This is a genomic window from Hydrotalea sp. (assembly GCA_030054115.1).
Taxonomy (GTDB): Bacteria; Pseudomonadota; Alphaproteobacteria; order JASGCL01; family JASGCL01; genus JASGCL01.
This window is the reverse complement of record JASGCL010000016.1, coordinates 1-24,295: the sequence shown is the minus strand read 5'-3', so window position 1 is coordinate 24,295 and position 24,295 is coordinate 1. Positions and strand designations below refer to the sequence as shown.

The window sequence follows — 24,295 nt, the reverse complement described above, 5'->3', positions numbered from 1 at the left end:
TTTTTACTTGCCTTTGCTTTGTTGGTAAAAACGCCAAGCATCGACACACATGTCTTTTAAATTTTTGCTGGCACGCCATTGCAGAATGTGATTGGCGTGGCTGGCGTCGGTCCACACTGCGGCGCTATCGCCCGGGCGGCGCGGCGCCATAAGGCGGGGCAGGGGGGTGTTACGGCCGGTTGCTTCCTCGAATGTTTTTACCATCTCGAGCACGCTGTGGCCGTGACCACAACCCAAATTGAACACCGACAAAGAATCTTTTGTCTTATCGAGGTAAGCCAAGGCCTTGATATGGGCCGCCACCAAATCAACCACATGGATGTAATCGCGCACGCCGGTGCCATCGGGCGTGTCGTAATCATTGCCATAGATTTGTAATTTTTCCATTTCGCCGCCCGCGACCTTTAACAATATCGGCATCAGGTTGTTGGGTATGCCGAGCGGGTCCTCGCCAATTAAACCGCTTTCGTCGGCACCGCAGGGGTTAAAATAACGCAATGTCGCCACCCGCCAAGTGGGGTCGCTGGCGCAAAGATTTTGCAACACCTGCTCGACCATCAATTTGCTTAGGCCATAGGGATTGATGGGGGCAAGGGGTGATTTTTCGGTTAAGGGCAATTGTTGCGGCGCGCCATAAACGGTCGCCGACGAAGAAAAAATAATTTTTTTTACATGATGATTTTTCATCGCCCGCAACAATGCTATCGAGCCGCCGACATTAACCGAAAAGTAATCCAACGGCTGGGCGACCGATTCGGCCACCGCCTTTAAGCCGGCAAAATGCATCACCGCCTCCAGCTTATGGTTGGTAAAAATATCGGCCAGCAATTGTTCATCGCGCATATCGCCGGTGATGGTGGTTATGCGCTGGCCGGTCATTTTTTCGATGGTGGCGATGGTGGCCGGCTTGGCGTTACAAAAATTATCCAGCACCACCAATTGGTGGCCGCCACGGGCGAGGGCGAGGGTGGCGTGACTGCCGATGAATCCGCCGCCGCCGGTGACCAAAATATTACCCATGATGCTTCTTATCCTTGTCCGTTTTTTTATATGTTTTATGCCATTTGGGTTATGCCATGGTGGCGGTTTTTTTTCAACCGATAGAATTTGTTTTTTAAGGTGAATTGTTTTATAGAAAAAATAATGAAAAAATATTTTGATTTGTTGGTCGAAAGCCAACGCCTTTTTCAATTTTCCAGCAAGGTGCAGATTTTTAAATTGGTCATGGGTGACATGCTGGTTGGCATTTGCGAGATAATTGGATTCCTGCCGCTGTTTTTATTGGTCATGGTGATGAGCAGTCCCACGGAGACCATGCAACGCCCTAAGGTCGCGCTGGTGCTTAATTATTTTTCGATATCCTCGCCGCTTGCGCTGTTGGCAATTCTCAGCCTGCTGGTGGCGGCGATTTTTATTTTTAAGGCTTTTTTACAAGTTCTTTATCATTACCGCGTGTCGCGCGTCTCGGCACTATGGGGTAATGTCATCAGCCAAAAAATATTTCTCAATTATTTTCAGGCTGATTACACCCTGCTGCTAAAAAAATCCCTAACCCACATGCGGTTGATGATGTCCTATGGCCACAATGTTCCCAATAGTTTTTTTGTTAATTTTGTTCTGTTGTTTTCTTATGGCGCGCAGGTCGCCTTGCTATTAATTTTTATGGCATTCATGCTGGGCTGGTCGGCCTTGATGGTGGTGGCGGTTGGCGGCTGCGCATTTTTATTTAACAGGTATTATATCAAGGACAAGTTGGTAAGGATGGAGGAAGATATTGTGAAGCGCACTGTAACGCGTTCATTCATCGAACAAAAAACCATCGATAATATTAAGGAAGCAAAATTATCGGGCAAGGAGGATATTTATGTCAGGCAATATAATGAGATTATTTATCCCGATGCAAGCGATAAGGCGCGGATAGCTTTCTTGGGGTTTTTGCCCGGTCAATTTAACGAGATTATTACCCTGCTGTTGATGATTGTCGTTTTCAACCTGTTGCAGTTAGTTTCAAAAGATAACAGCTTTTTGACGGCGCAGATTGGTGTCATGGTGGGGGTGGTGTTTCGCCTTCTGCCCTATATTAATCGCATCATGTTTAGCTGGAACCAATTAAAATCGGTGTCGGGCATCGTGCGCCAATTACTTGATGAATATAAAGAGGTTCATAAATATCGTTCGGTTGCGCCAACGCATAGCCTGCCAATAAATTTTAACCAAGCCATCGAATTTAACAACGTCAGTTTTGCCTATAATAAGAAAGAGAAGCCGGTCATCGACGACTTTAATTTAAAAATCAACAAGGGGGATTTTATCGGCCTGACCGGCCCGTCGGGTAGCGGCAAAACAACGCTGGTCAATTTGCTTATCGGTTTTATGATGCCAAAGAAAGGCGACGTCAAGATAGACGATGTCAATTTAACCCGCGCCCATATTCGCGCTTGGCATAAAAAAATTGGCTTGGTCGACCAAAATATTTTTATCGCGCTCGGCACGGTTGCCGAAAACGTGGCCTATGGCGAAGAATTGTCGGTTATTAAAAAATCCAAAGAAATGCAGGGGCGAATCATTGCCGCATTAAAAAAAGCACAGATTTGGGATTTTGTGGCAAAAACGCCGAAGGGGATTTTCACCAAAATCGGCGAGGGTGAAAAATTATTATCCGGCGGCCAGGCGCAACGTATCGCCATCGCCCGTGCCTTTTACCGCGACATCGAATTGCTGATATTGGATGAAGCCTCGGCCAAGTTGGACATGCTGACCGAAAAAACATTTTTTGATTATTTGGAAACCCTCAAGGGGCAAATAACCGTGGTGATGATTGCCCACCGCCTGTCGACGCTAAAAGGTTGCGATAATATTATTTTTATGAAAGACGGCAAAATAAAAAACAGCGGCAGTTTTAAAGAATTGGAAGATAAGGACGACGAGTTCCGCCTTTACCTGCAACAGTCGCGCATTTGATAGGTTGCCTTATTGTGTTGGAAGTAGCTTGCGGGCATAACAATGGCCTGCCGCCCAAGCTGAATTACATCTCGGCGTAATTTGGCCCGCCACCACCCATTGGGGTGACCCAATTTATATTTTGCGTTGGGTCCTTGATGTCGCAGGTCTTGCAATGAACGCAATTTTGCGCGTTGATTTGCAATGCGGCCTTCTTCCCGACGCCAATAATTTCATAAACGCCGGCCGGGCAATAACGTTGTTCGGGCGCGTCGTAATTGGCAAGGTTCACCGTGATAGGCACTTTTTTATTTTTGAGCGTCAAATGGCACGGCTGGTTTTCCTCGTGGTTGGTGCCAGAAAATGCCAAATTGGTCAAGCGGTCGAAACTCAACACACCATCGGGCTTGGGGTAATCAATTTTTTTGGCAGATGATTTCTTCTTCAACGACAAATTATCGGCACCATGGTGCGATATGGTCCAGGGGGCGCGACCGCGAAAAATATAGGTGTCGAGCGCGCTGTAAACCAAGCCAAACAAAAAACCCCATTTGAATGACGGGCGAATGTTGCGCGCTTCCTTTAATTCTTGCCACACCCACGATTTTTTAACCGCCGTTTCGTAATCGAACAATTCGACCGCTGGTTTATCGCTCGACAGGGCGTTGGCGATGGATTCCGCCGCCAGCATGCCGGTTTTGATGGCGGTGTGCGAGCCCTTAATTTTTGGCACATTTAAAAAACCGGCGGTGCAACCGGCCAGCAACGCCCCGGGCATGGTCAGTTTGGGGATCGATTGAAAACCGCCCTCGTTAATGGCGCGCGCGCCATAGGAAATTCGTTTGCCGCCCTGCAAAATATTTTTGATAAATGGGTGATGCTTGAAACGTTGAAATTCCATATAGGGCGAAAGATAAGGGTTCGGGTAATCCAACCCAACAACAAAGCCAATCGCCAAGCGGCCTTTGTCCACGTGATAAACAAACGACCCGCCATAGGTATCAAACGACATGGGCCAGCCGGTGGTGTGGATGATGGTGCCTGGTTTAGAATTTTTGGCCGGAATTTCCCACAATTCCTTGATGCCGATGCCGTAGGTTTGCGCCTCGCAATTTTTTCGCAGGTTGAATTTTTCCATCATCATTTTGCTCAGGTGACCACGGCAACCTTCGGCAAATATCGTGTAACGGGCACGCAATTCCATGCCGGGTTGATAGTCGGCGGTTTTTTTGCCATTTTTGTCGATGCCCAAATCGTTGGTTGCGACGCCGGCCACCGCGCCGTTTTTATCGAACAATACCTCGGCCGCGGCAAAGCCCGGGTAAATCTCGACGCCCAATTCCTCAGCCTTTTGCCCCAGCCAGCGCACCACTTGCCCCAGCGAAATAATATAATTGCCATGGTTGTTCATTTGCTTTGGGGTGGGCAAGCGGAAAGCATGTTTTTTGGTCAGAAACATGAAATAATCGTCCTTGGCCGCCGTTTTTAATGGCGCGCCCTGGTCGCGCCAATCGGGGATGAGCTCGTTCAAGCCGCGTGGTTCCATCACCGCGCCGGATAAAATATGCGCCCCGACCTCCGAACCCTTCTCCAGCACGCAGACCGAAATGTCGCGCCCACCATTGGCGGCAGACGCCAATTGTTTCAGGCGAATCGCCGCCGCCAAGCCCGCCGGGCCGGCACCGACTATCACCACATCAAATTCCATCGATTCGCGCGTCATGTTATTTGCTCTGTTCTTTTTAATTTATAGGATTGAATATTTATTTGTTGGTGGTTTTGTTTTTCAAAAACATCTTTACAATATTGGGTGAATCGCCGAATAGTGATTTTTTAGTATAACAGCAAAGAAAATGCAACTTATTTCTTTAACCCTTTTTTTTTCACCTTGCGGGGTTAGCCATGGTTAGCGGCGGCGGTTATTTTATGGCGAACAATAAAAGTTCGGGGGGCAAATCGCCGACCGCAACGGGCGCAAATATCGCTGACCTGGTGGCCAGCCTGGAATGGCAAATTGCGATGGGCGCGGATGAGGCCCACGCCGCCCAACCGATAGACAGGTTTAAGGAAAAACTGCGTGGCGATGGTTTCAACGAAAAATCCGCCGCCAATAAAACCATGGTCAGCGATGGCGCGAACCCAGCCGTAGCCGCATCGCGCACCAAGCTGGAATCTGAGGCGCGAGCTAAAGAAGACCTATCTCATGACACATCCGAAGAAACACCCGAAGAAATACCATTGGGGAGTTTCGCCGCCTTGGCGCAGGCGACCGCCATGGCGGATAAATGTAAAACGCTCGATGATATTATCGCCACCCTAGCGCAATATGAGGGATGCCCGCTGAAACACCTGGCGCGCCAGATGGTGTTTGGCGCGGGCGTGGCGCGTCAACCGATATTGATGGTGATTGGCGACGCGCCCGACGAAACCGAGGATAGGGAGGGGCAACCATTCGTTGGTCGCCCCGCGCAGTTGATAAAAAAAGCCCTGGCGGCCGCCGGTTTTGCCAGCGATAAAAATGTTTATTTCACCAACAGCGTCTATTGGAAGCGGCCGGGCAGTCGCGCCGCCAACGCCGGCGAACAAAAATCATGCTTGCCATTTTTATTAAAACAGATTGAGATTATCAACCCTCAGCAAATTTGGGTGATGGGCATCGGCGGGGCATTAAGTTTTTTTGATATGACGGTGGCCAAATGCCGCGCCCAGAAAAAATCGCAATTAAAAATTCATGTAAAAAATAATGAGCGGGCGATACCGGTGATGGTAAGCCATAGCCCAGATTATTATTGGCAAAGGCCATTAGAAAAAAAATCCCTATGGCAAGATATTCTTGCCATCAAGGCATCGGTAACGGTGGTATAAATTTATTGTAATAGAAACATCATGTGGCAAGAAAAACATATCAGGCGCGAACAGGTTGATGATTTTCTTGATAGCGAAAATTTTTTAGATAGGGTTTTTGGCTTGGCGCGGCATAATCGCACCGTCAATTATTTGCGCAAAAACATCGCGCCCGATTACCATAAAAGCTTTCATTACCGCGACGACAATGACCAATTGTTGGCGCTTATCCGCCTTTATCACCTCGAACTTAGCGATAAAACCCGTGCCGGTTTGTTGGGGCCGCTGGCGGTGCACCCCGATTACCAAAACAAAGGCCTGGGGAGCTTTCTGATACGCCACCTGCTCGCCATGGTGGATAAAACAACCGCCACCAATTACCTGCTGTTTTTGGTGGGCAACCCAAGTTATTATGAGCGGCACGGATTTTGCAAACTTAACAACCATGATACAGAACAATACAGCTTTGATGGCCCTATCGCGCCTTTGTCGTTATTGGTTCGTTGCCATGATAAGCAAGAGATATTAAGACATTCGGGCAGGTTGCATTTTATTTCTGGGTTAGAATAGGGTAAGAAGGAGTAACCATGACCGTTACCGAATATGTTTTAAGTTTTTTACGCGACAACCCGCATATCTTGGGTTTGTTGCTGGCGATTGCCGTTGTAATTCTCGAGGATGTCACCATTATCGCCGCCGCGGTGTTATCGGCGAGCGGGGAAATTTCCGTGCCGATAGCCATTATCTCTTTGTTTGGTGGTATTTTGATAGGGGAAATTTTCTGTTATTACCTCGGGCGGTTGGCGCATCGCAATAGCTTTTTAAAAAAACAAATGCAACGTCGTGGCATGTCTATCGCGATGAAATGGTTAGAGAATAATTTGATATGGGCAGTGTTGGCAACGCGCTACGTGCCGGGCATGCGCATTGCGGTTTATGGTGCCATGGGGTTTTATCGTTTAAAGATTAGGGTGGTGATGTTGACCAGCCTAGCAGTGGTGTTTATTTGGGCCGGCGGGTTATTTTTCCTTATCCGAGAATTCGGCGTCCAATATTGGGAAGATTTAGGCCCCGCCCATTGGGTGGTTGTGTTGGTGTTTATTTTGTTGTTGGTGCTTATTTATTATGGCATCCAAAGCCGTGTGCGACGCGTCATCGATGAAAAGCAAAAAAAGTAGGGTGGCGATTATTTATAATGCCGGATAAGGCCGCGCAGGACGCCCTGAACAATGACGCGATTACTTGGCAATTCGTAACTTTTGTAATGTTTGTTGGCGGGTTGAAGCATAACCTTGCTACCGCTGTATTTTATTTTTTTTAAGGTTGCCTCCTCCTTATCAATCAAGGCAACGACAATCGCCCCGTCGTCGGCGTGGTTTTGTTTTTTAATCACCACAATGTCGTTGTCGAAAATACCAGCGTCTTTCATCGAATCGCCCTCGATACGCAGGGCGTAAAAATCACCAAAACCAAGCATGAAGGCCGGTGCCTCAACAAAATCGTTTGGGTCTTGCAGTGCGGCGATGGGCGTGCCGGCGGCGATTTTCCCATAAAGCGGAATCATCGCGCCGGTTTCTTTATCGCTTAAAGTCGCCGCCTTGCTGGTTTTTTTGCTCAGCGCCTTGCTGATGAATGTTTTTTTCAACAGGTCGTTGGCCTTGACCCCCAATTTTTCATCGGGCGCACGTAATACCTCGACCGCCCGCGCCTTGTTCGGCAGGCGGTTCACGTAACCTCGCTCCTCCAGCGAGAATACCAACCGATGCACCCCCGATTTCGATTTTAGCCCGAGGGCGTTTTTCATTTCCTCGTAAGATGGGGCGTAGCCACGCTCGGCGATACATTGCTGAATATACATCAGCAGGCGATGTTGTTGCTGGGTTAGCATGACACCACCCCGTTACATATTGCCAGGTGGTTTATGGTGTATTCTGCCATGATATAGCCATGATATTTTATTGTCATCATTTCCTTCTTACTTCACATGCTTGGTTATAATTGCTTCGTCCCGCTCTTGCGCCTTCACCCTAGCAGGTGTTTGCATTTTGTTCTACAAAATTATGGCGATTTTGCTTTATTTTGTGCGCCAAACAGGGGGCGAAAGAACAAAAAAGCAACTATTTAAGGGCTTTTATTTTTTAAGCTCTTCTAGGTTGCAAAAATAATCGAGTGCCTCGGGGTTGAGCAAGGCTTCCTTATTATTAACCGCGCGGCCCATCACCGTGTCGCGCACCGCAATTTCAGTAATTTTGCCCGATTTGGTGCGCGGAATATCAACCACGCCAATAATTTTTGCCGGCACGTGGCGCGGCGAACAATTGTCGCGGATGGTTTTTTTGATGGTGGTTTTTAAATTATCATCAAGGGTTGCGCCCGATTTCATTTTGACAAACAACACCACCCGCACATCGTCCTGCCAATCTTGGCCGATGACGATTGATTCCAACACCTCGGGCAATTGCTCGACCTGGCGATAAATTTCGGCGGTGCCGATGCGCACCCCGCCGGGGTTTAAGGTTGCGTCCGACCGGCCATGGATGATGTAACCATGGTCGCCATCTTGGTGGTTGGTGATTTCCAAATAATCGCCATGATACCAAACATTGTCGTATTTATCGAAATAGGCCTTGTGGTATTTTTTACCATCGTCATCGTTCCAAAAATAAACCGGCATCGAGGGAAAGGGTTTGACGCAAACCAATTCGCCCTTGCCGCTGGCGATGGGCTTGTCATGGTCGTCGAACGCCTGAACCGCCATGCCAAGGACGGGTGATTGCAATTCGCCACGCACCACCGCGGCGGTTGGCAAACCGGCGAGGAAGCAACCAAGAATATCGGTGCCGCCGGAGATTGAGGCGACCTGCATATCGGATTTTACCGATTGGTAGAGGAAGTCAAAACTTTCTGGCGCAAGCGGCGAGCCGGTGGTTAATACCATGCGTAAGTTTTTTAAGCCGTGGTGGTTGCCCGGGTGATAGTCGGCTTTTTTAATGCTGTCGATATATTTGGCCGAGGTGCCAAAATGGGTAAATTCATATTGTTCGGCGTAATCCCACAGGGCGGCGGGGGTTGGGTAAAGCGGTGAGCCGTCGAACAAACAAACCGCCGCGCCGGTGTGCAGGCAACCCAGCAACCAATTCCACATCATCCAGCCGCAGGTGCTGAAGAAAAAAATCCGGTCGCCGGGTTTTAAATCGCAATGGAGACGTTGCTCCACCATGAATTTCAACAACACGCCGCCGGCACCATGCACAATACATTTTGGCACGCCGGTCGTGCCCGACGAATACATAATAAATAATGGTTGGTCAAAGGGTAGGGGCGTGAAGCGCGGCGTGGCGTCGCGCCCCTTAATCGCATCCCCCCACAAAATGCCATTGGTGATGTTATCGATGGCCGGCGCGGGATGCAAAAATGGCACGATGATGGTTTTTTCCAATGATGGTAAGTTTTTTTGCATCTCCAAAATTTTTGGCATGGTGTCGATTTTTTTGCCGGCGTAATGATAACCATCGCAAGCGATAAGGACGCGCGGCGTGGTTTGGCCAAATCGGTCGAGCACGCCGGGCACGCCAAAATCGGGCGAGCAGGAGGTAAAAACCGCGCCGATAGACGACGTGGCCAACATGGCAATAATGGTTTCGGGAATGTTCGGCATGAATGCCGCGACGCGGTCGCCAGGTTGCACACCAAAGGATTCGAGCGCGCGCGCCATTTGCATTACTTCGCTGATTATAGCGGCGTGTGATTTTTTATGGCCACGGCCATCCTCGCCCATGAAAAAAATCTCGGCGGTTTCGCCACCCAGCTGTAAAATATTTTCGGCAAAATTTAATGAAGATTCGGGAAAAAAATTGGCATGCGGCATGCGGTCCGGGTGGGCGACGGCGATTTTCCCCTTGTCGCCAATCACCCCCATGTAATCCCAAACATGCGACCAAAATTCACCAACCTGGTCGCAAGAAAATTGATGCAACGATTCATAGGTCGGAAAATCCTTGCCGGTTTTTTCGGCCAGCCAGGTTGTGAAATGGTGCAGGTTGCTGGCGCGCACCCGCTCGTCGCTGGGGCGCCACAAGATATTATCCTGATGATTGGTCTGCATGGTTTTAGATGTTTTTAAGCCGAAAAATACGCAACCATAAACTGATAATAAATTTCAGTTAAATCTTCAAGGTCTTTTAACGCAACCCGTTCGTCAACTTGGTGGATGGTTTGGTTGACATGGCCGAAATCCAACACCACTGGGCAATAGTTTTTGATGAAGCGCGAATCTGACGTGCCGCCCAATGTGTCCAGCACCGCGGTTTGTCCGGTTACTTTTTTTATTGCGGCTTGCAATTTTTTTGACACCGCACCCTCGGGGGTTAAAAAACTATCGCCGTTTAAAAACCAATCGATATGCCATTTGGTTTTGTCGAATGGTTGCAACATGGCCTCAATTTTTTTTATCAAGCCATCGCCGGTTTGTTCATTGTTGAAACGTAAGTTTATACTAGCCATTACTTTATTTGGGATAACATTGGTGGCGCGGTTGCCGGTGTCTATGGTGGTGATGCTGAGCTGGCTGGGTTGGAATTTTTCGTTGCCCTTATCGATTTGCCAATTTTTTAGCACCGCCAACATATCGACCAAGCGGTGGAGCGGGTTATCGGCCAGTTGCGGGTAACCCGTATGCCCCATGGTGCCATGCACCGTCAGGGTGCCGGTCAAACCGCCGCGCCGCCCGATTTTTATCATGTCGCCCAATATTGTGGGGCAGGTTGGTTCGCCGGTGATGCAGGCCGATATTTTTTCGCCATCCGAATCAATTTGTTCTAACAATTTTTTGGTGCCAAATTTGGCATGGCCTTCTTCATCGCCGGTTATCAGCAGTGATAGCGCGGCGTTGGTTGCCCTTTCCGCCGAAGAATTTTTTAAAAATTTTTCGAGGGCGGCGCACCAGCAGGCCACCCCGCCCTTCATGTCTATTGCGCCGCGCCCATGGAGGAAGCCGTCAATTATAGTTGGCGCAAATGGTGGCGATGACCATTTGGTTTCGTCGCCGACCGGCACCACGTCGACATGGCCGGCGAAGGCGAGGTTGTTTTCACCCTTGCCCCATTTGGCGTAAAGGTTTTTTGTTTTGTGGACGCCATCGCCAAATTCGTAAATATTGCAGGTAAAACCGAGTTTTTCCAAAAATGCGATTAACACCGCCATCGCCCCGCCGTCGCGCGGCGTTACCGACGGGCAGGCAATGAGTTTTTCGGTAAGGATAAGCGCGGTCGATTTTTCCATGAAAAAATCATAATAAAAAAATGTTAGGCGCGCAATAATTCATTGATGGATGTTTTGGCGCGGGTTTTTTCGTCGACCCGTTTGACAATCACCGCGCAATATAAATTGGGGGCGGGCGAACCATCGCCCATTTTTTTATCGCTGGGCAATGACCCCGACACCACGACGGAATAGGGCGGAACCTCGCCCATGAAAACTTTACCGGTTTCGCGGTCGATAATTTTGGTTGATGCCGACAGGAAAACCCCCATCGCCAGCACCGACCCTTGGCCGACGATAACACCCTCGGCAACCTCGGCCCGCGCGCCGATGAAACAATCATCCTCGATAATTGTTGGGTTGGCTTGCAATGGTTCGAGCACGCCGCCGATGCCGACCCCGCCCGACAGGTGAACATTCTTACCAATTTGGGCGCAGGAACCAACCGTGCTCCAGGTATCGACCATCGTGCCGGAATCGACCCGCGCCCCGACATTAACGAACGATGGCATTAAAACCACCGACGGCGCGATGTAGGCCGAATGCCGCACCACCGCATTTGGCACGGCGCGAAAATTGGCGGCTTGCCAATTTTTTTCATCCCAGCCGAGCCATTTTGAATCGACCTTATCAAACCAACCGCCGCCGGCCCCACCCTTAATAATTTTGTTGGCGCGTAAGCGAAAACTTAGCAACACCGCCATTTTTAACCATTGGTGTGTATGCCATTTGTCGCCCGTTTTTTCGGCAACGCGCAGGGTGCCGGCGTCGAGCAGGTTGAGCACTTCATCAACCGCGTCGGCCAAATTTTTGTCATGTTTGGCGGGGGCGATGGTATCGCGGTTGGGCCAGGCGGCCTCAATTATTTTTTGCAAATGGTCATAACTCATGCCCGCACCATAGATTACTTTGGCGCATTTTGCAAACCTATGCCGTGGGCATAGAACCAATTTTGCCACCGCTAGAAATCAAAATTGTAAATTTTATAAAAACTATTTGCGGTTGACAGCTTAATTGGTTATTGTTGGGGGATGGAAGAATATACAATAAAAATTCGTTGTTTAGATGGTGACCCGCAGGGTGCCCGCATCATTGTCAATGATGATTGGGTGTGGTCAGCTATAGTGTTCCCAAAAGACAAGTGGGATTTAATTAAAGATGATAAAGGTTTTCAGCATAATGGCATATATATATTAGTTGGTTATTCTGGCGACAAAGAGGATATTGAAAATGTTTATATTGGCGAGGGTGATGCCACGGTGAGGGGAAGGATTGAATCTCATATTAAGAACAAAGATTTTTGGGAATGGGGTGTGGCCATTCTTTCAGAAAAATTTGATAAGGCGCGCGTTCAATGGCTAGAATATGCTTTATGCAAGTTGGCTGGCGAGTTGGGTGTATGCGTGTTACAAAATGGAAATTTTCCTAGCGAGCCAACACTTGACGATTCTAGCAAATCGTCTTTAAGAAAAAGATTAAAAGAAATATTACAGGTTGCTGAGTTGATTGGGCTAGAGGCCTTTGATGAATCTGTAAAGAAAAATAGAAAACTTAATAAGGCAAATGTAGAAGAAGCTGAAGAAGAAATAGCAGAAATTAAAAATGATTTATTGCAAGGTAATAAGCAGGTTGATACCATTGTTGTGCCTAGTGGTGAAGAAACTTTTAATAAAATATTTATGGAAGAAAATTGTTGGTATGCAATAAGAATAAGTGAGGCGATAAGAGCAAAAATTAAATATTTAGCGATATATCGCAAAGCCCCTATTTCAGCCATTACCCATTGGGCGGAGGTTGAGGCGGATGGCATTAAAAAACATGGTGAAGATGGAAAATATCGCTTAAATTTTAAAGGCGATGTAAAAGAATTTGAAACGCCTATTAAAAGGCGGCGTAATGGCGACCAGCTACAAGGGCCAAGAAAAACCAATTTGGAAACGTTGCTTAAGGCCAAAGTCATCTCTGACGTCTGGCCGTAAAATAGATGTCATCTCACCAAAGCAGAAAAGCCTGGTTCTAGGCCCGCGGCCTAGCCTAGCCCAAATACAAAAAATTGTTTTTCATTTTGCGGCGGGTGACGGAGGATGGAATGGAAAGGGATTCGCGGTATTTGGCCACGGTGCGGCGCGCCACCTGAAAACCCATTTCTTTTAAATAATCGACAATAACATCGTCCGATAAAATTTTGCAGGGGGTTTCGCGTTCGATGATGTTTTTGATGCAATGGCGCACCACCTCGGCCGAAACCGGGTTGTCCTTGTCGCTCCCCTCCAAAGCTTGGGTAAAGAAAAATTTCATTTCGAACATGCCGCGCGGCGTCGCCATGTATTTGTTGGTGGTGACGCGGCTGACGGTGCTTTCGTGCATTTCTATCGCGGTCGAAATATCGCGCAAAATAAGCGGCTTCAAATTTTCGATACCATGGTCGAAGAAGTTTTTTTGCTTTTCGACAATTTTACTGGCAACTTTAAGGATGGTTTCTTGCCGCTGTTGCAGGCTTTTAATCAGCCATTTGGCGGCGTAGAATTTTTCGGCCAAAAACTTTTTATCTTTTTTTTGCAAGGTCGGCGATTGCAAAAAACGCTGGTAATTTTTTTCATTGAGGAAGGCGCGCGGCGTGGCGCGGCCGTTTAATTCGACCTGCCATTCGCCCAAATTATTTTTGAACACCACCACATCGGGTTCGATGGCGAGCGGCGGTTGAAATTGATAGGTCAAGCCGGGTTTTGGGTCTTGGGCGCGAATGGTGGCGATAAGCGGCTTTATTTGCTCCGGGTTTAAGCCGGTGCGTTCCAACAATTTTTTTTCATCGCCCGATAAAAAACAATCCAGGTTGTTCAGCAATTTTATCATGTCGCGGGTTAGCAAATCTTTATCGGCCAATTGAATGGTTAGGCATTCGCGGAGGTTGCGGCAAAAAACCCCGGCCGGTTCAAATGCTTGTAATGTTTTTAACACCCGTTCGATGGTCGCCGCCGGCATGCCCAGCGATTCGATATCGCGTTGCCAATGGTGGGTCAGCCAACCGGTTTCCTCCACCAACCCCAATAAAAAAACGGCAATTTTATGGTCAAGCGTGTCATTGATAAATGCCAAATCGATTTGCGTCATCAAATGGCTTTGCAACGATTCGCGACCCGCCACCCGCGACAGGTAATCTTCCTCGCCCTCGCCGCCGAACGATCCCGCGCCCTTCATGCTGTTGTCGGCTTGGTAAAATTCTTGGTTGCCCTGCTGGTCGGTGGTTTTCGTCGGCGCGGGGTGGTTGCCATCGCCATCGATTATATTGTTACGCGCGGAATCTTGCAGGTTGCTTTGCACTCGCTCGGCGGTGTTGGTTGCGCTGTTGGATTCTTGGTTGGCCTGATGGCGCAATTCGGTGGCGTCGCGCGTGGTTGCATTGTCGGGGCGGTTGGTGTTGGTGGCGTCGGGGGTGGGGTTGTCGCTGGCCAGTTCGAGCAGGGGGTTTTTTTCCACCTCCTTCAGCAAAAATTCGGTCAATTGCTCGCCGTTATATTGCAACAATTTTATCGCCTGTTGCAATTGCGGCGTCATCACCAAATTGCTGGTGGCTATCAGGTCGAGTCGTATTTTTTGCGTCATGAATTTTTTTGTAATATTGTGGTGGATTAATTTTTTGGGGTGCCAGCCTGTTGCAATTCCTGCGTGACCTCTTCACCCAGGTATAGTTCGCGCGCCAATGGGTTATTGATAATGTCCTGCGGCGTGCCGGCGGCGATGATTTTTCCATCATGAATAATATAGGCGCGTTCGACAATCCGTAATGTTTCGCGCACATTATGGTCGGTGATAAGCACGCCGATGCCGCGCTTCGCCAGGTTTTTTACCAATTGCCGCACGTCGCGAATCGCCAATGGGTCAACACCGGCGAAGGGTTCATCGAGCAATAAAAAAGCCGGGAAGGCGCACAGGGCGCGGGCAATTTCCAACCGCCGCCGTTCGCCACCCGACAGGGTAACCGCCTGGGCGTCGCGCCGCTCGGTCAGGTTGAAATCCTTTAACAATTGGTCGCTGTAGGCCTCGACATCTTCGCGGTTTTTCATTTTCATTTCCAACACGGCGCGCAAATTATCGCGCACCGTCAGGCCGCGAAATATCGAAGCCTCCTGCGGCAGGTAAGATAGCCCGCGCCGCGCGCGGCGATAAACCGGCAGGGTCGAAATATCGGTGTCGTCGATAAAAATATGGCCGCCGTTGATGGGTATCAACCCCAATATGCCGTAAAATAACGTGGTTTTGCCCGCGCCGTTGGGGCCAAGGAGACCGACAACCTCCCCAGCGCGCAGGGTCAGGGAAGCATCGTTCACCACGGTGCGCTTGCCGATGATTTTTTTGACATGCTCAACCCGTAAAACACTAGCGGGGGCGCGGTCGGGCGATTGCCCCGCGCCGTTGTCGGTGCTTGCCGCATTGGCGTTGCTGGCCGCCGCGCCGTCAGGCGAATTTGGCGGCGAATTATCGGTCGGGTCGGTTGCGGTCATGCTCATAATTATCTCAACATTGCGCTGATTCGCACAATGTTGCAACCATGGTTGTTATGTTGCTGGCGTTGGTGGCGGCGCGCTGGTTGTGCGGCGGTTATAAATTGTATGGTGTGACATCGCATGCTTGACATCTGTCCCGTCGCAGTTTATGGCTTTATGAAAGTGGCATGATGATTAGATGTTAATCTAATCTAAAAACAATAATATGGTGGAGTAGTTCAGTTGGTTAGAACATCGGCCTGTCACGCCGAAGGTCGCGGGTTCGAGTCCCGTCTCCATCGCCATTTTTAATCATTATCAATCACCGATTTTTATAAAACCTGCCGCAGAATGTCTTCAGTTACGTCCGCCACCGCCGTCGCCGCCGCTACCGCGCCAATCAATTTGGTCGGCATGAACCTGGGCGATTTGGAAAAAATCATGGCCGCCATGGGCCAGGGGGCGTTTCGCGCCAAGCAGATTTATCAATGGCTGTATCAAAAGGGCGCGGTGTCGATAGACGCCATGACCAATTTGTCGAAAGATTTTCGCGAAACATTAAAAAAAAATTACAACATCGCGCGGCCGGTTATTTCAACCCATAAAACATCGGCCGATGGCACCGAAAAATGGTTGCTGGCGGTTGGCAAAAACCAAGAAATCGAAACGGTGTTTATCAAACGGTCGGGGGCTTACGAGGAATCGGGCACGTTGTGTATTTCGTCGCAGATTGGTTGCACGCTCAATTGCACATTTTGTCACACCGGCACCCAGGCATTGGTGCGCAACCTGACCGCCGGTGAAATTTTGTCGCAAATTTTGGTGGCCAAGGAATCGTTGCAGGATAACGACCCGCAAAACCGCAAAATCACCAACGTGGTTTTTATGGGCATGGGCGAACCGCTTTATAACACCAACGAGGTTATTAAGGCGGTGAAGATAATGCTCGACGAAACGGCATTTGGGTTTTCGCGGCGCAAGGTAACCATTTCGACATCGGGCATTGTGCCCGACATTGTGCGGGTGGGGGAGGAAACCATGGCCAATTTGGCGGTGTCGCTCCACGCGCCGAACGATGCTTTGCGGAACGAGATTATGCCGATAAATAAAAAATACCCATTGCGCGATTTGATGGCGGCGGTGAAAAAATACCCGGCAATTTACCACGCCGATATAAAATACAAAGACGGCGATTACCAGGGGCGACGCGTTACGTGGCAATATGTGATGATAAAAAATGTCAACGACCGGCCGAGCGACGCCCATGATTTGGTTAATTTGATAAGGGATATTCCGTCTAAAATAAATCTTATCCCCTTTAACCCGTGGGAAGGTTGCGGTTACGAATGCTCAACCGACGAGGCAATGGATATGTTCGCCGCGATTGTGCGTGGCGCGGGTTATGCCGTGCCGACGCGCCGGCCACGCGGCCGCGACATTTCGGCGGCCTGCGGCCAATTAAAATCCGAAAGTTTAAAAATCCGGGCGAGCCAGCGGTCGCAATAAGGATAAGGTCGCTTGGCGTTATCGATATAACTTGACTAGAAGAGCGACTTTTAATAATAGCAAAAGATGAAAAAAAGATTATCATCTATCGCGTATTATTTTGTCGCCATGACGCGTGAACAAAAATGGGTGTTGGCCTATTGCCTTTTTGGGTTTCTTTTGAACCTGTTGGCTTTTTACCCGGGTGTAACGATAGGCTATGATGTCTTTGCCCAATATATTCAAGCGCGCGATTTTAATATAAACAATTGGCACCCCGCCATCATGCAATTGGTGTGGGCGTTTTTTTTATTATTTTCTAAGGGTGGTCTTGGTATTTGGTTGTTCCATTTGTCCATGGTGTGGCTATCTATTTATCTGCTTTATGATTATTTTAAAAACAGCCTATGGAAATTTTTTCTTTTGCTGATTCCATTTTTGCCATTGGTGGTTAATTTTACGAGTATAGTTTGGAAAGATGTTGCTTTGGCATCGTCGTTGTTATTGGCGACCAGTTTAATCATCAGGCAATTTTACAAAAACACCGCTGGATTTGTAATTATTTTATTATTATTATTTTATGCCTCAACCGTGCGGCATAATGGTTTTTTTGCCACCGCGCCGATAATTTTTTTGTTGGTATTTCTAAAATATGAAAAAAAATCGAGGCTGATTAAGATATTAGCCAGCCTGGCGATTGTTATTGGGATAAAAGCGATCAGCATCGCGATAGTTGCGTCGCCGCTGGTGAAGGACAAAGGAAAATTCAATACGCGCGGCATTATAAATTATGGCGCGTTGTATTTTTCAATGGCTAATAATCAGTCGTATTTTAATGACCTGTCGTTGCAAAATATCAGAAAATATCATTTGATGTATTTTCAAGGCACCAATGTTTTGTGCGATTGCAACCATTGGCCAGAAAATCCAAAGCAGGATTTATACACCAATGGATTAGGTTCATTTAATACCTTTGATACGAACGCAGTTCAACAACCAGTAACAACATTGTGGTTTAAAAATTTGTTGCCGGCCATAAAATTGCTGAGCCAGCAATTTGCCTATTTCTTGCGGTCGCCGTCTCTTGCGCCGTGGTGGATAACAGGTTTTAATAATAACAATCGCGATGAAATAGCGGCGATGATACCCCATGTTGACCCTACCCTAAGCCTTGAGGAAGTTAATAAAGAGGTAAAGAATTTTACCCGCCCCCATTTATTAAGTCGTGTGAATTTTAATTTTATGGCCCGCTTTGACTACGACTTTTTTTACAAACCATATTTTTATTTGCTAATGTTGTTTAATATTTTTATCGCCAGTTTTTTTATCAATGATAAAAAACACCATCGCGATGTCGTGTTGTTGCGCGTCATCAATGCCTCGGGGATTATTTATATTGTTCATTATTCCTTGTTAATGCAAACCAATGACTTCCGATTCATTTATTGGTCGGTGTTTGCTTTTTTATTATCGGGGTTGTGGTTGTTTCGCAATGGTTTGGGCAAAGAATTAATAAAAAAATCAACATTTACATTATCATTTAAGAAAAAAATGCTAGAATTTTTTCTATCATTTCGTTTTTATCGAATCAATGGCAAGGCTTTAAAAAAATCCATATCACAACATTCGCCGCGCAAAATAATTGCGCTGGTCGGCCTGATGATTATCAACAGCATTGTCTGGGGCAATTTTGGCAATATCACTTGGGGCAAGCCTGAAAATTTTTTAATAAAACAAATTGATAATGTTGTGTCGCTTGATAATAATCTTATTAAAACGACATTTAACGCTAACAAACATGGGGAATATAAGTTGAATTGGGGCGATGCGGCATTTAATATCTATCGTGTTAAGGCGGCACAAAAGCCTGATGTTTTGGCTTTTGATTATCAATGTTTGCCATTTCACGGTAACCAAAACCAAAATTTTATTATCACCATCGATAGTAAAAATATATATGACGCCAAGCCAAATAAATTAATAATCGATAAAACCAATACAGAAAAATTTTACCATGACCTTAACGGCATTGTGATGATTGACCTGGCCTATATCGATAATTACAAAAAAATACCGGCCATCAATCAATTGGCGATTTCCGTGCCACGCGAATCTTGCCGCAAGATGACCATCAGCAATGTTCGGGTTGCCAATTGGCAGAAATAATTGCCCTCAAGCAGCGTAGCGGTAGGGCGAAATAATTGCCCTCAAGCAGTGTAGCGGTAGGGCGAAATAATTGCCCTCAAGCGGCGTAGCGGTAGGGCGAAATAATTGCCCTCAAGCAGCGTAGCGGTAGGGCAGAATAAATGTAATTTATTTCTCAATAAAGGCGGGGATTAACGACAACACCAATAACAAGGCCATGGCGATGTTAAAATAATGTTGGCGGTTGCCGTGTTTTAATAAATGCGCCAGGCTGGTGCCCATCACCACCCATAGGCCGGCATGCAGGAAGCTCATCACCACGTCGATGGCGCAAACCGCCAACACCACTTGCCAACTATAATCAACCGGCAGGTAAATGGCAAAAAAACTAATCGCCATGACGACGCCCTTGGGGTTGACCCATTGGAACGCCACCGCGGCGAAAAAACCAAATGGTTTTGCCGGCTTTGCGCTTCTTTTATTTTGTTTTGTTTTGTCGCCCTTGCTGATGGCCAATCGGTAAGATAAGTATAGCAAATAAACCGCGCCGGCGTATTTCAAGACAAGATACAAAACGGGGTAGGTTGAAAAAACCTGCGCCAAGCCAAAACCGGTGGCCAGCAATAAAAACGTAAAACCAAAGGTAACGCCAAGCAGGTGGGGCAGGGAGCGATAAAACCCAAAATTGGAACCCGAGGCCATCAACATTAAATTATTCGGCCCGGGGGTTATCGATGTTACCGCCATGTAAAGCAACAATGACAACCAAATGTTTATATCAATACCAAGCATGATAATTGTCTAACTTGCTTTGGCGGGCTTTGCAAGTATGGCCAAGGAAAATAAATTTTTATAGAACCGCGAGCTCTGCGTTTATTTTATTGCGATTGCCCCGATATCGCTCGTGGCAACCAGTTCGGTGCAGGGCCACGCCCTGCTAGTCGCGCATTTCGGAACCGCCGTTGATGTGCAATGTCGCGCCGGTTACATAACCGGCCTCGCGGCTGGCCAAAAACGCCACGCCGGCCGCAACTTCCTCGGGCTTGCCAATTTCGCCGCTCGGCACGCGTTGTAACAAATCGGCGCGTTGTTCGTCGGTTAATTTGTCGGTCATTTCGGTTTTGATAAGGCCCGGGGCGACGCAATTGACGGTGATGCCGCGCGTGCCATATTCCTCGGCCAGGGTGCGGGTCAGGCCGCTCATCGCCGCCTTGGTCGCGACATAATTGGCTTGGCCGGCGTTACCGGCGTGGCCAACCACCGATGTAATGGAAATAATCCGGCCGAATTTGCGTTTCATCATTGACCGGATAAGCCCGCGCATCAAGAAAAACCCAGCGGTTAAATTAACCTGCAACACATCGTCCCATTCTTCGTCTTTCATCAATATCGACAAATTGTCGCGGTTTAAACCGGCGTTATTGACCAAAATATCGACACCGATTTTGTCGGCTTCCTTGACTAATTTTTGCACGTCGGCGCGATCTTTCAAATTGGCGGTGATGATATGCGATTTGGTTGGTAATTTTTTTTGCAATTCTTCCAATTTATCCATGCGGGTGCCGCTTAAAATAACCTCGGCCCCTTGCGAGCTCAGCGCCATGGCAATGGCCGAGCCGATGGAGCCAGAGGCACCGGTTACCAGGGCTTTTAATCCGTCAAGTTTGAACATCATGGTTGTGGTTTTAGCCAGGGTTTTTAAAAAAAGCAAGTTGTTCCTTCACATCATTTACCGATGCAATGTTCGCGGTGGTGGCATTTGGCGCGATACGCTTGACCAAACCGGTCAATACTTTGCCCGCGCCGATTTCGACAAAATGGCTGAAGCCATCGCGCTCCATATTGATGATGGTTTCGCGAAAACGAACCCGGCCGCAAACTTGGGCCACCAAATCCTGTTTGATTTTTTGGCCATCGGTTTGTGCCATGGCGGTGATGTTGTTGTAAAGCGGCAAGTTTGGCGCGGCGATGGTGATAGAATCCAGCGCGGCCATCATTTTTTCCGCCGCCGGTGCCATCAATGGTGAATGAAATGGCGCGGACACCGGCAATGGCACGGCGCGTTTTAACCCCTTGGTTTTTGCAATTTCTATCGCCTTATCAACGCCGTCTTTTTTACCGGAAATCACCACCTGACCATCGGCATTGTCGTTGGCGCATGAAACCACCGCGCCGGTAGAATTTGCCTCGGCAATTATGGTTTCAACCTCGCCCCAATTCATGCCCAACAATGCCGCCATGGCGCCGAGGCCGGGGGCGACCGCCGATTGCATGGCAAGGCCGCGGGTTTTTAATAATGTCGCGGTGGTGGCCAGCGGTAAACTGCCCACCGCGGTCAGGGCCGAATATTCGCCCAGGCTGTGGCCGGCGACCGCGCCCGCCATTTGGGTTATTTTTTTGCCGGTTTCCTGTTCCAAAACTTTTAATGTGGCAACCGACATGGCCATCAACGCCGGTTGGGTATGTTCGGTCATGGTTAATTGGTCGGCCGGGCCGTTGAAAATAATATCGCTGAGGCGTTCGTGCAGGGCATCATCAACCGCGTCAAACACCGCGCGCGCCACGGGGAATTGTTCGGCCAGGTCGCGGCCCATGCCGACGGCTTGTGAACCCTGACCCGGGAATAAAAATGCAATTTTCATAACACTGCTATAGCAATTTATTGTTTTTTGGCAAGTGATATGATAGGTTGCAGGCATGAAAAAATTCACCGACAAAAAAGTTAAACTTGGCCAATCAGATTTGATGGTGTCCCCGATTTGTTTGGGCACCATGGTGTTCGGCGACCAGGTTGACGAATCAACCGCTTATAAAATTATGGACCGCGCGTTGGAACGGGGCGTTGATTTTATGGACACGGCCGAGGCCTATGCCGTGCCATTGATAGAAAAAAATTACACCAAGACCGAAACCATCATCGGCAATTATTTTGCCAAAAATGCGGGTAAACGCAAACAATGGGTGGTCGCGACCAAGGTTGTCGGCATGACCACCGCGCCATGGGTGCGCGGCGGCAAAAACAACACCACGGCGGACGATATTGCCACGGCCTGCGACGCCAGTTTAAAACGTCTGCAAACCGACGTCATCGACCTTTATCAAATTCATTGGCCAAACCGCATGGTGCCGGTGTTTGGCACCATGTATTACGACCCGACCAAGGAGCCAAAGGGCAATGCCACGATTCACGAACAATTGGTGGCGTTGGATAAATTGGTCAAGGCGGGCAAGGTGCGCGCCATTGGCCTGTCGAACGAAACGCCATATGGTGTGCATGAATTTGTGCGCTTGGCCGAACAACATGGTTTGGCACGGGTGGCGACGGTGCAGAATCCATACAGCCTGACCAGTCGTGCATTGGAAAATGGTTTGGATGAAACAATGCATCGGCTGGGCGTGTCGCTTATCCCCTATTCCCCATTGGCGTTTGGCGTGTTGAGCGGAAAATATGACGAAGTTGGTATTGAACCCGTCGCCGGCAAAAATGATAATTTGGGCCGCATGTCGATGTATCAACAATTTCGCGCCATGCGTTATGCTCGGCCCGAGGCCCTGGCAATTGCCAAATTATATAACCAATTGGCGCGCGACAATGGGTTGACGCCGACGCAATTGGCCTTGTCGTTTATTTATCACAAATGGCAAGTGGCATCGACCATTATCGGCGTCAGCAGTGTCGCGCAACTTGACGAATGTATCGACGCCTACGACGTGAAACTCAGCGATAAAATTCTGGCGGAGATTGACGCCATCCGCTTGAAACACCGCGACCCGGCGTCGTAGGGGCAGACTTGCGGGGCGGTAATTCGCCATTAATAAATCTTAACAGACGCCATCTTTTTTCTATCGTGGTAAGATACTATATAGAAAGCAATAGAAAGGAGAAAAATATGAAAAAGAGCATGAAAAAGAACTTTTGGTCTTTGGTGTTTTCAAAACATACCCTGATTAGCGTCGTTTCAACCCTGGCGGTTGTGATTGCTGTCGTGGCGATTGGTTGCGGTGTGATGCGTAATCATTTCCGTGATAAGATGAAAAACCCAGAGGCGATGGTTCAGCATAAAGTTGATAAAATGGCGAGAAAAATGGATCTAAACGATTCACAAGTTGCGCAAATTAAAACATTTATGTTGGCGGATTTTCAAACCATGAAATCTAATCGCGAAGCGATGATGGAAAAACGAAAATCCCAAATGAAGTCTGTTCTGACGCCCGAGCAATATGCGCGGTGGGAAGAAAAGATGGAAAAACGAATGAAGAAATGGAGCAACTAACGTTGCTATTTTTTATTCGATAGAAACAATGATTATTGTTTTTTAACGGGCGACCAGCAAAAACTGGCCGCCCATTTTTTTTGTTTTTTGTTTTTTGTTTTTTGTTTTTTGTTTTTTGTTTGCATTTTGTTCTTTTTGTTGATATGGTGGTTTTTATGGGTGGAGTAACCATGTTACGAAAGGAAACCCATGAAAAACATAAAACAATTGTTCACCAATATGGTGGCCGCACCCATAAACCATTTAAAAAAAATTATCTTTAGCCCGGTCGTCGATAAAATCGCCCATTACATTTGGGTGGCGTTTGAAAGGGTGGTGTTTCACCCGTTGGAAAAATACCTTGGGCTGGTGCTGGAACAGGTTGCGAAGCAGGTGATAAGCTTTTGCGGTTTGTTTTTTATTCTGTGGTTGTTGTTGCATAACCATTGGCCATTTTCGTGGTTGATGGATATGATGTTGCGGGTTTTTATTGACCTTGCCAAATGGATTATCGCCGCGGTGTGGGGTGGCCTGTGGCATTTGCTGACTGGCGGGTTGGCCGCCATATGCGGCGTGGTGTGGGGCATGGTGCAAGCTGTGGTGTGGCAGAATTAAAAAAATCGTGATAGGAATCTTGCCATGGCGCAAAAAATACTCCTCACCCTGATTGCGATTTATCGCCACAGCCTGGCCTATTTTTTTGGTGGGCGATGTCGTTTCACCCCCAGTTGTTCGCAATATGCCGCCGCCGCGATAAAAAAACACGGCGCGTGGCATGGCGGGTGGTTGGCGGTGCGGCGCATCGCCCGTTGCCACCCGATTAAATGGTTGGGCGGCGGCGGGGCCGGGCACGACCCAATACCTTAGAGCCTAAAGCCCCCGCGC

At 48.2% G+C, this 24,295-nt stretch carries 22 protein-coding genes and 1 tRNA gene; 12 read left to right on the top strand and 11 right to left on the bottom strand.

The window, feature by feature from the left end; genetic code table 11:
* Positions 1 to 3: 3 nt before the first annotated feature.
* Positions 4 to 1,020 carry a UDP-glucose 4-epimerase GalE gene (gene galE, locus QM529_04495; protein ID MDI9313917.1) on the bottom strand — a complete coding sequence of 339 codons (1,017 nt, stop codon included), beginning with the start codon at positions 1,018 to 1,020 and terminating at the stop codon, positions 4 to 6.
* Between the two features lie 123 nt (positions 1,021 to 1,143).
* Here galE and QM529_04490 point away from each other — a divergent pair, with 123 nt between their 5' ends.
* Positions 1,144 to 2,961 (top strand): ABC transporter ATP-binding protein, encoded by a 1,818-nt coding sequence (locus QM529_04490; GenBank protein ID MDI9313916.1) that lies wholly within the window; start codon positions 1,144 to 1,146, stop codon positions 2,959 to 2,961.
* A 64-nt stretch (positions 2,962 to 3,025) separates the two neighbouring features.
* On the opposite strand, the gene QM529_04485 is transcribed toward QM529_04490, so the two are convergent.
* Positions 3,026 to 4,663, bottom strand: coding sequence for an electron transfer flavoprotein-ubiquinone oxidoreductase (locus QM529_04485; GenBank protein ID MDI9313915.1), 1,638 nt, complete (start codon positions 4,661 to 4,663; stop codon positions 3,026 to 3,028).
* Positions 4,664 to 4,866: 203 nt separating this feature from the next.
* Between QM529_04485 and QM529_04480 the strand changes: the two genes are divergently transcribed.
* The 3 genes from QM529_04480 to QM529_04470 are packed head-to-tail and all read left to right on the top strand — an operon-like array spanning position 4,867 to position 6,962.
* A complete protein-coding gene (locus QM529_04480; GenBank protein ID MDI9313914.1) occupies positions 4,867 to 5,805 on the top strand; it encodes a uracil-DNA glycosylase in 939 nt (312 codons plus the stop codon).
* A 21-nt stretch (positions 5,806 to 5,826) separates the two neighbouring features.
* On the top strand, positions 5,827 to 6,354 hold the full coding sequence (locus QM529_04475) for an N-acetyltransferase (protein ID MDI9313913.1): 528 nt from the start codon (positions 5,827 to 5,829) through the stop codon (positions 6,352 to 6,354).
* A gap of 17 nt (positions 6,355 to 6,371) precedes the next feature.
* Positions 6,372 to 6,962 carry a VTT domain-containing protein gene (locus tag QM529_04470; GenBank protein ID MDI9313912.1) on the top strand — a complete coding sequence of 197 codons (591 nt, stop codon included), beginning with the start codon at positions 6,372 to 6,374 and terminating at the stop codon, positions 6,960 to 6,962.
* An 8-nt stretch (positions 6,963 to 6,970) separates the two neighbouring features.
* Here QM529_04470 and lexA read toward each other — a convergent pair whose 3' ends face one another.
* From lexA to dapD, 4 genes are all read right to left on the bottom strand, one after another.
* Positions 6,971 to 7,672 carry a transcriptional repressor LexA gene (gene lexA, locus QM529_04465; protein MDI9313911.1) on the bottom strand — a complete coding sequence of 234 codons (702 nt, stop codon included), beginning with the start codon at positions 7,670 to 7,672 and terminating at the stop codon, positions 6,971 to 6,973.
* Between the two features lie 243 nt (positions 7,673 to 7,915).
* Positions 7,916 to 9,889, bottom strand: coding sequence for an acetoacetate--CoA ligase (locus tag QM529_04460; protein MDI9313910.1), 1,974 nt, complete (start codon positions 9,887 to 9,889; stop codon positions 7,916 to 7,918).
* Between the two features lie 14 nt (positions 9,890 to 9,903).
* The gene (dapE, locus tag QM529_04455) at positions 9,904 to 11,064 is read right to left on the bottom strand and encodes a succinyl-diaminopimelate desuccinylase (GenBank protein ID MDI9313909.1); all 1,161 of its coding nucleotides are present in this window, start codon (positions 11,062 to 11,064) and stop codon (positions 9,904 to 9,906) included.
* A gap of 23 nt (positions 11,065 to 11,087) precedes the next feature.
* A complete protein-coding gene (gene dapD / locus QM529_04450) occupies positions 11,088 to 11,933 on the bottom strand; it encodes a 2,3,4,5-tetrahydropyridine-2,6-dicarboxylate N-succinyltransferase (GenBank protein ID MDI9313908.1) in 846 nt (281 codons plus the stop codon).
* A gap of 141 nt (positions 11,934 to 12,074) precedes the next feature.
* On the opposite strand from dapD, the gene QM529_04445 reads away from it, so the two are divergent.
* Positions 12,075 to 13,022, top strand: coding sequence for a GIY-YIG nuclease family protein (locus QM529_04445; protein ID MDI9313907.1), 948 nt, complete (start codon positions 12,075 to 12,077; stop codon positions 13,020 to 13,022).
* Positions 13,023 to 13,077: 55 nt separating this feature from the next.
* On the opposite strand, the gene rpoN is transcribed toward QM529_04445, so the two are convergent.
* Entirely contained in the window at positions 13,078 to 14,646 is a 1,569-nt protein-coding gene (gene rpoN, locus QM529_04440; GenBank protein ID MDI9313906.1) for an RNA polymerase factor sigma-54, read from the bottom strand.
* Positions 14,647 to 14,672: 26 nt separating this feature from the next.
* Complete coding sequence (gene lptB, locus QM529_04435; GenBank protein ID MDI9313905.1) at positions 14,673 to 15,545, bottom strand: LPS export ABC transporter ATP-binding protein; 873 nt, start codon at positions 15,543 to 15,545, stop codon at positions 14,673 to 14,675.
* Positions 15,546 to 15,755: 210 nt separating this feature from the next.
* Between lptB and QM529_04430 the strand changes: the two genes are divergently transcribed.
* The 3 genes from QM529_04430 (at position 15,756) to QM529_04420 (ending at position 19,178) form a co-directional block, all read left to right on the top strand.
* A tRNA-Asp gene (locus tag QM529_04430) sits at positions 15,756 to 15,832 on the top strand.
* Between the two features lie 46 nt (positions 15,833 to 15,878).
* Complete coding sequence (rlmN, locus tag QM529_04425) at positions 15,879 to 17,033, top strand: 23S rRNA (adenine(2503)-C(2))-methyltransferase RlmN (protein MDI9313904.1); 1,155 nt, start codon at positions 15,879 to 15,881, stop codon at positions 17,031 to 17,033.
* A gap of 66 nt (positions 17,034 to 17,099) precedes the next feature.
* Positions 17,100 to 19,178: a hypothetical protein gene (locus QM529_04420; protein MDI9313903.1), complete on the top strand. Its 2,079-nt coding sequence runs from the start codon at positions 17,100 to 17,102 to the stop codon at positions 19,176 to 19,178.
* A 147-nt stretch (positions 19,179 to 19,325) separates the two neighbouring features.
* On the opposite strand, the gene QM529_04415 is transcribed toward QM529_04420, so the two are convergent.
* The 3 genes from QM529_04415 to fabD form a co-directional block, all read right to left on the bottom strand.
* Entirely contained in the window at positions 19,326 to 19,949 is a 624-nt protein-coding gene (locus QM529_04415) for a LysE family translocator (protein ID MDI9313902.1), read from the bottom strand.
* Between the two features lie 145 nt (positions 19,950 to 20,094).
* Complete coding sequence (fabG, locus tag QM529_04410; GenBank protein MDI9313901.1) at positions 20,095 to 20,832, bottom strand: 3-oxoacyl-ACP reductase FabG; 738 nt, start codon at positions 20,830 to 20,832, stop codon at positions 20,095 to 20,097.
* Between the two features lie 10 nt (positions 20,833 to 20,842).
* A complete protein-coding gene (fabD, locus tag QM529_04405) occupies positions 20,843 to 21,799 on the bottom strand; it encodes an ACP S-malonyltransferase (GenBank protein ID MDI9313900.1) in 957 nt (318 codons plus the stop codon).
* Positions 21,800 to 21,854: 55 nt separating this feature from the next.
* On the opposite strand from fabD, the gene QM529_04400 reads away from it, so the two are divergent.
* The 4 genes from QM529_04400 (at position 21,855) to yidD (ending at position 24,277) form a co-directional block, all read left to right on the top strand.
* Positions 21,855 to 22,940 (top strand): aldo/keto reductase, encoded by a 1,086-nt coding sequence (locus QM529_04400; protein MDI9313899.1) that lies wholly within the window; start codon positions 21,855 to 21,857, stop codon positions 22,938 to 22,940.
* A 119-nt stretch (positions 22,941 to 23,059) separates the two neighbouring features.
* Positions 23,060 to 23,431 carry a Spy/CpxP family protein refolding chaperone gene (locus QM529_04395; GenBank protein ID MDI9313898.1) on the top strand — a complete coding sequence of 124 codons (372 nt, stop codon included), beginning with the start codon at positions 23,060 to 23,062 and terminating at the stop codon, positions 23,429 to 23,431.
* A gap of 189 nt (positions 23,432 to 23,620) precedes the next feature.
* Positions 23,621 to 24,025, top strand: a complete 405-nt coding sequence (locus tag QM529_04390; protein ID MDI9313897.1) for a hypothetical protein — start codon at positions 23,621 to 23,623, stop codon at positions 24,023 to 24,025.
* 24 nt (positions 24,026 to 24,049) lie between these two features.
* Entirely contained in the window at positions 24,050 to 24,277 is a 228-nt protein-coding gene (gene yidD / locus QM529_04385) for a membrane protein insertion efficiency factor YidD (protein ID MDI9313896.1), read from the top strand.
* Positions 24,278 to 24,295: the final 18 nt, after the last annotated feature.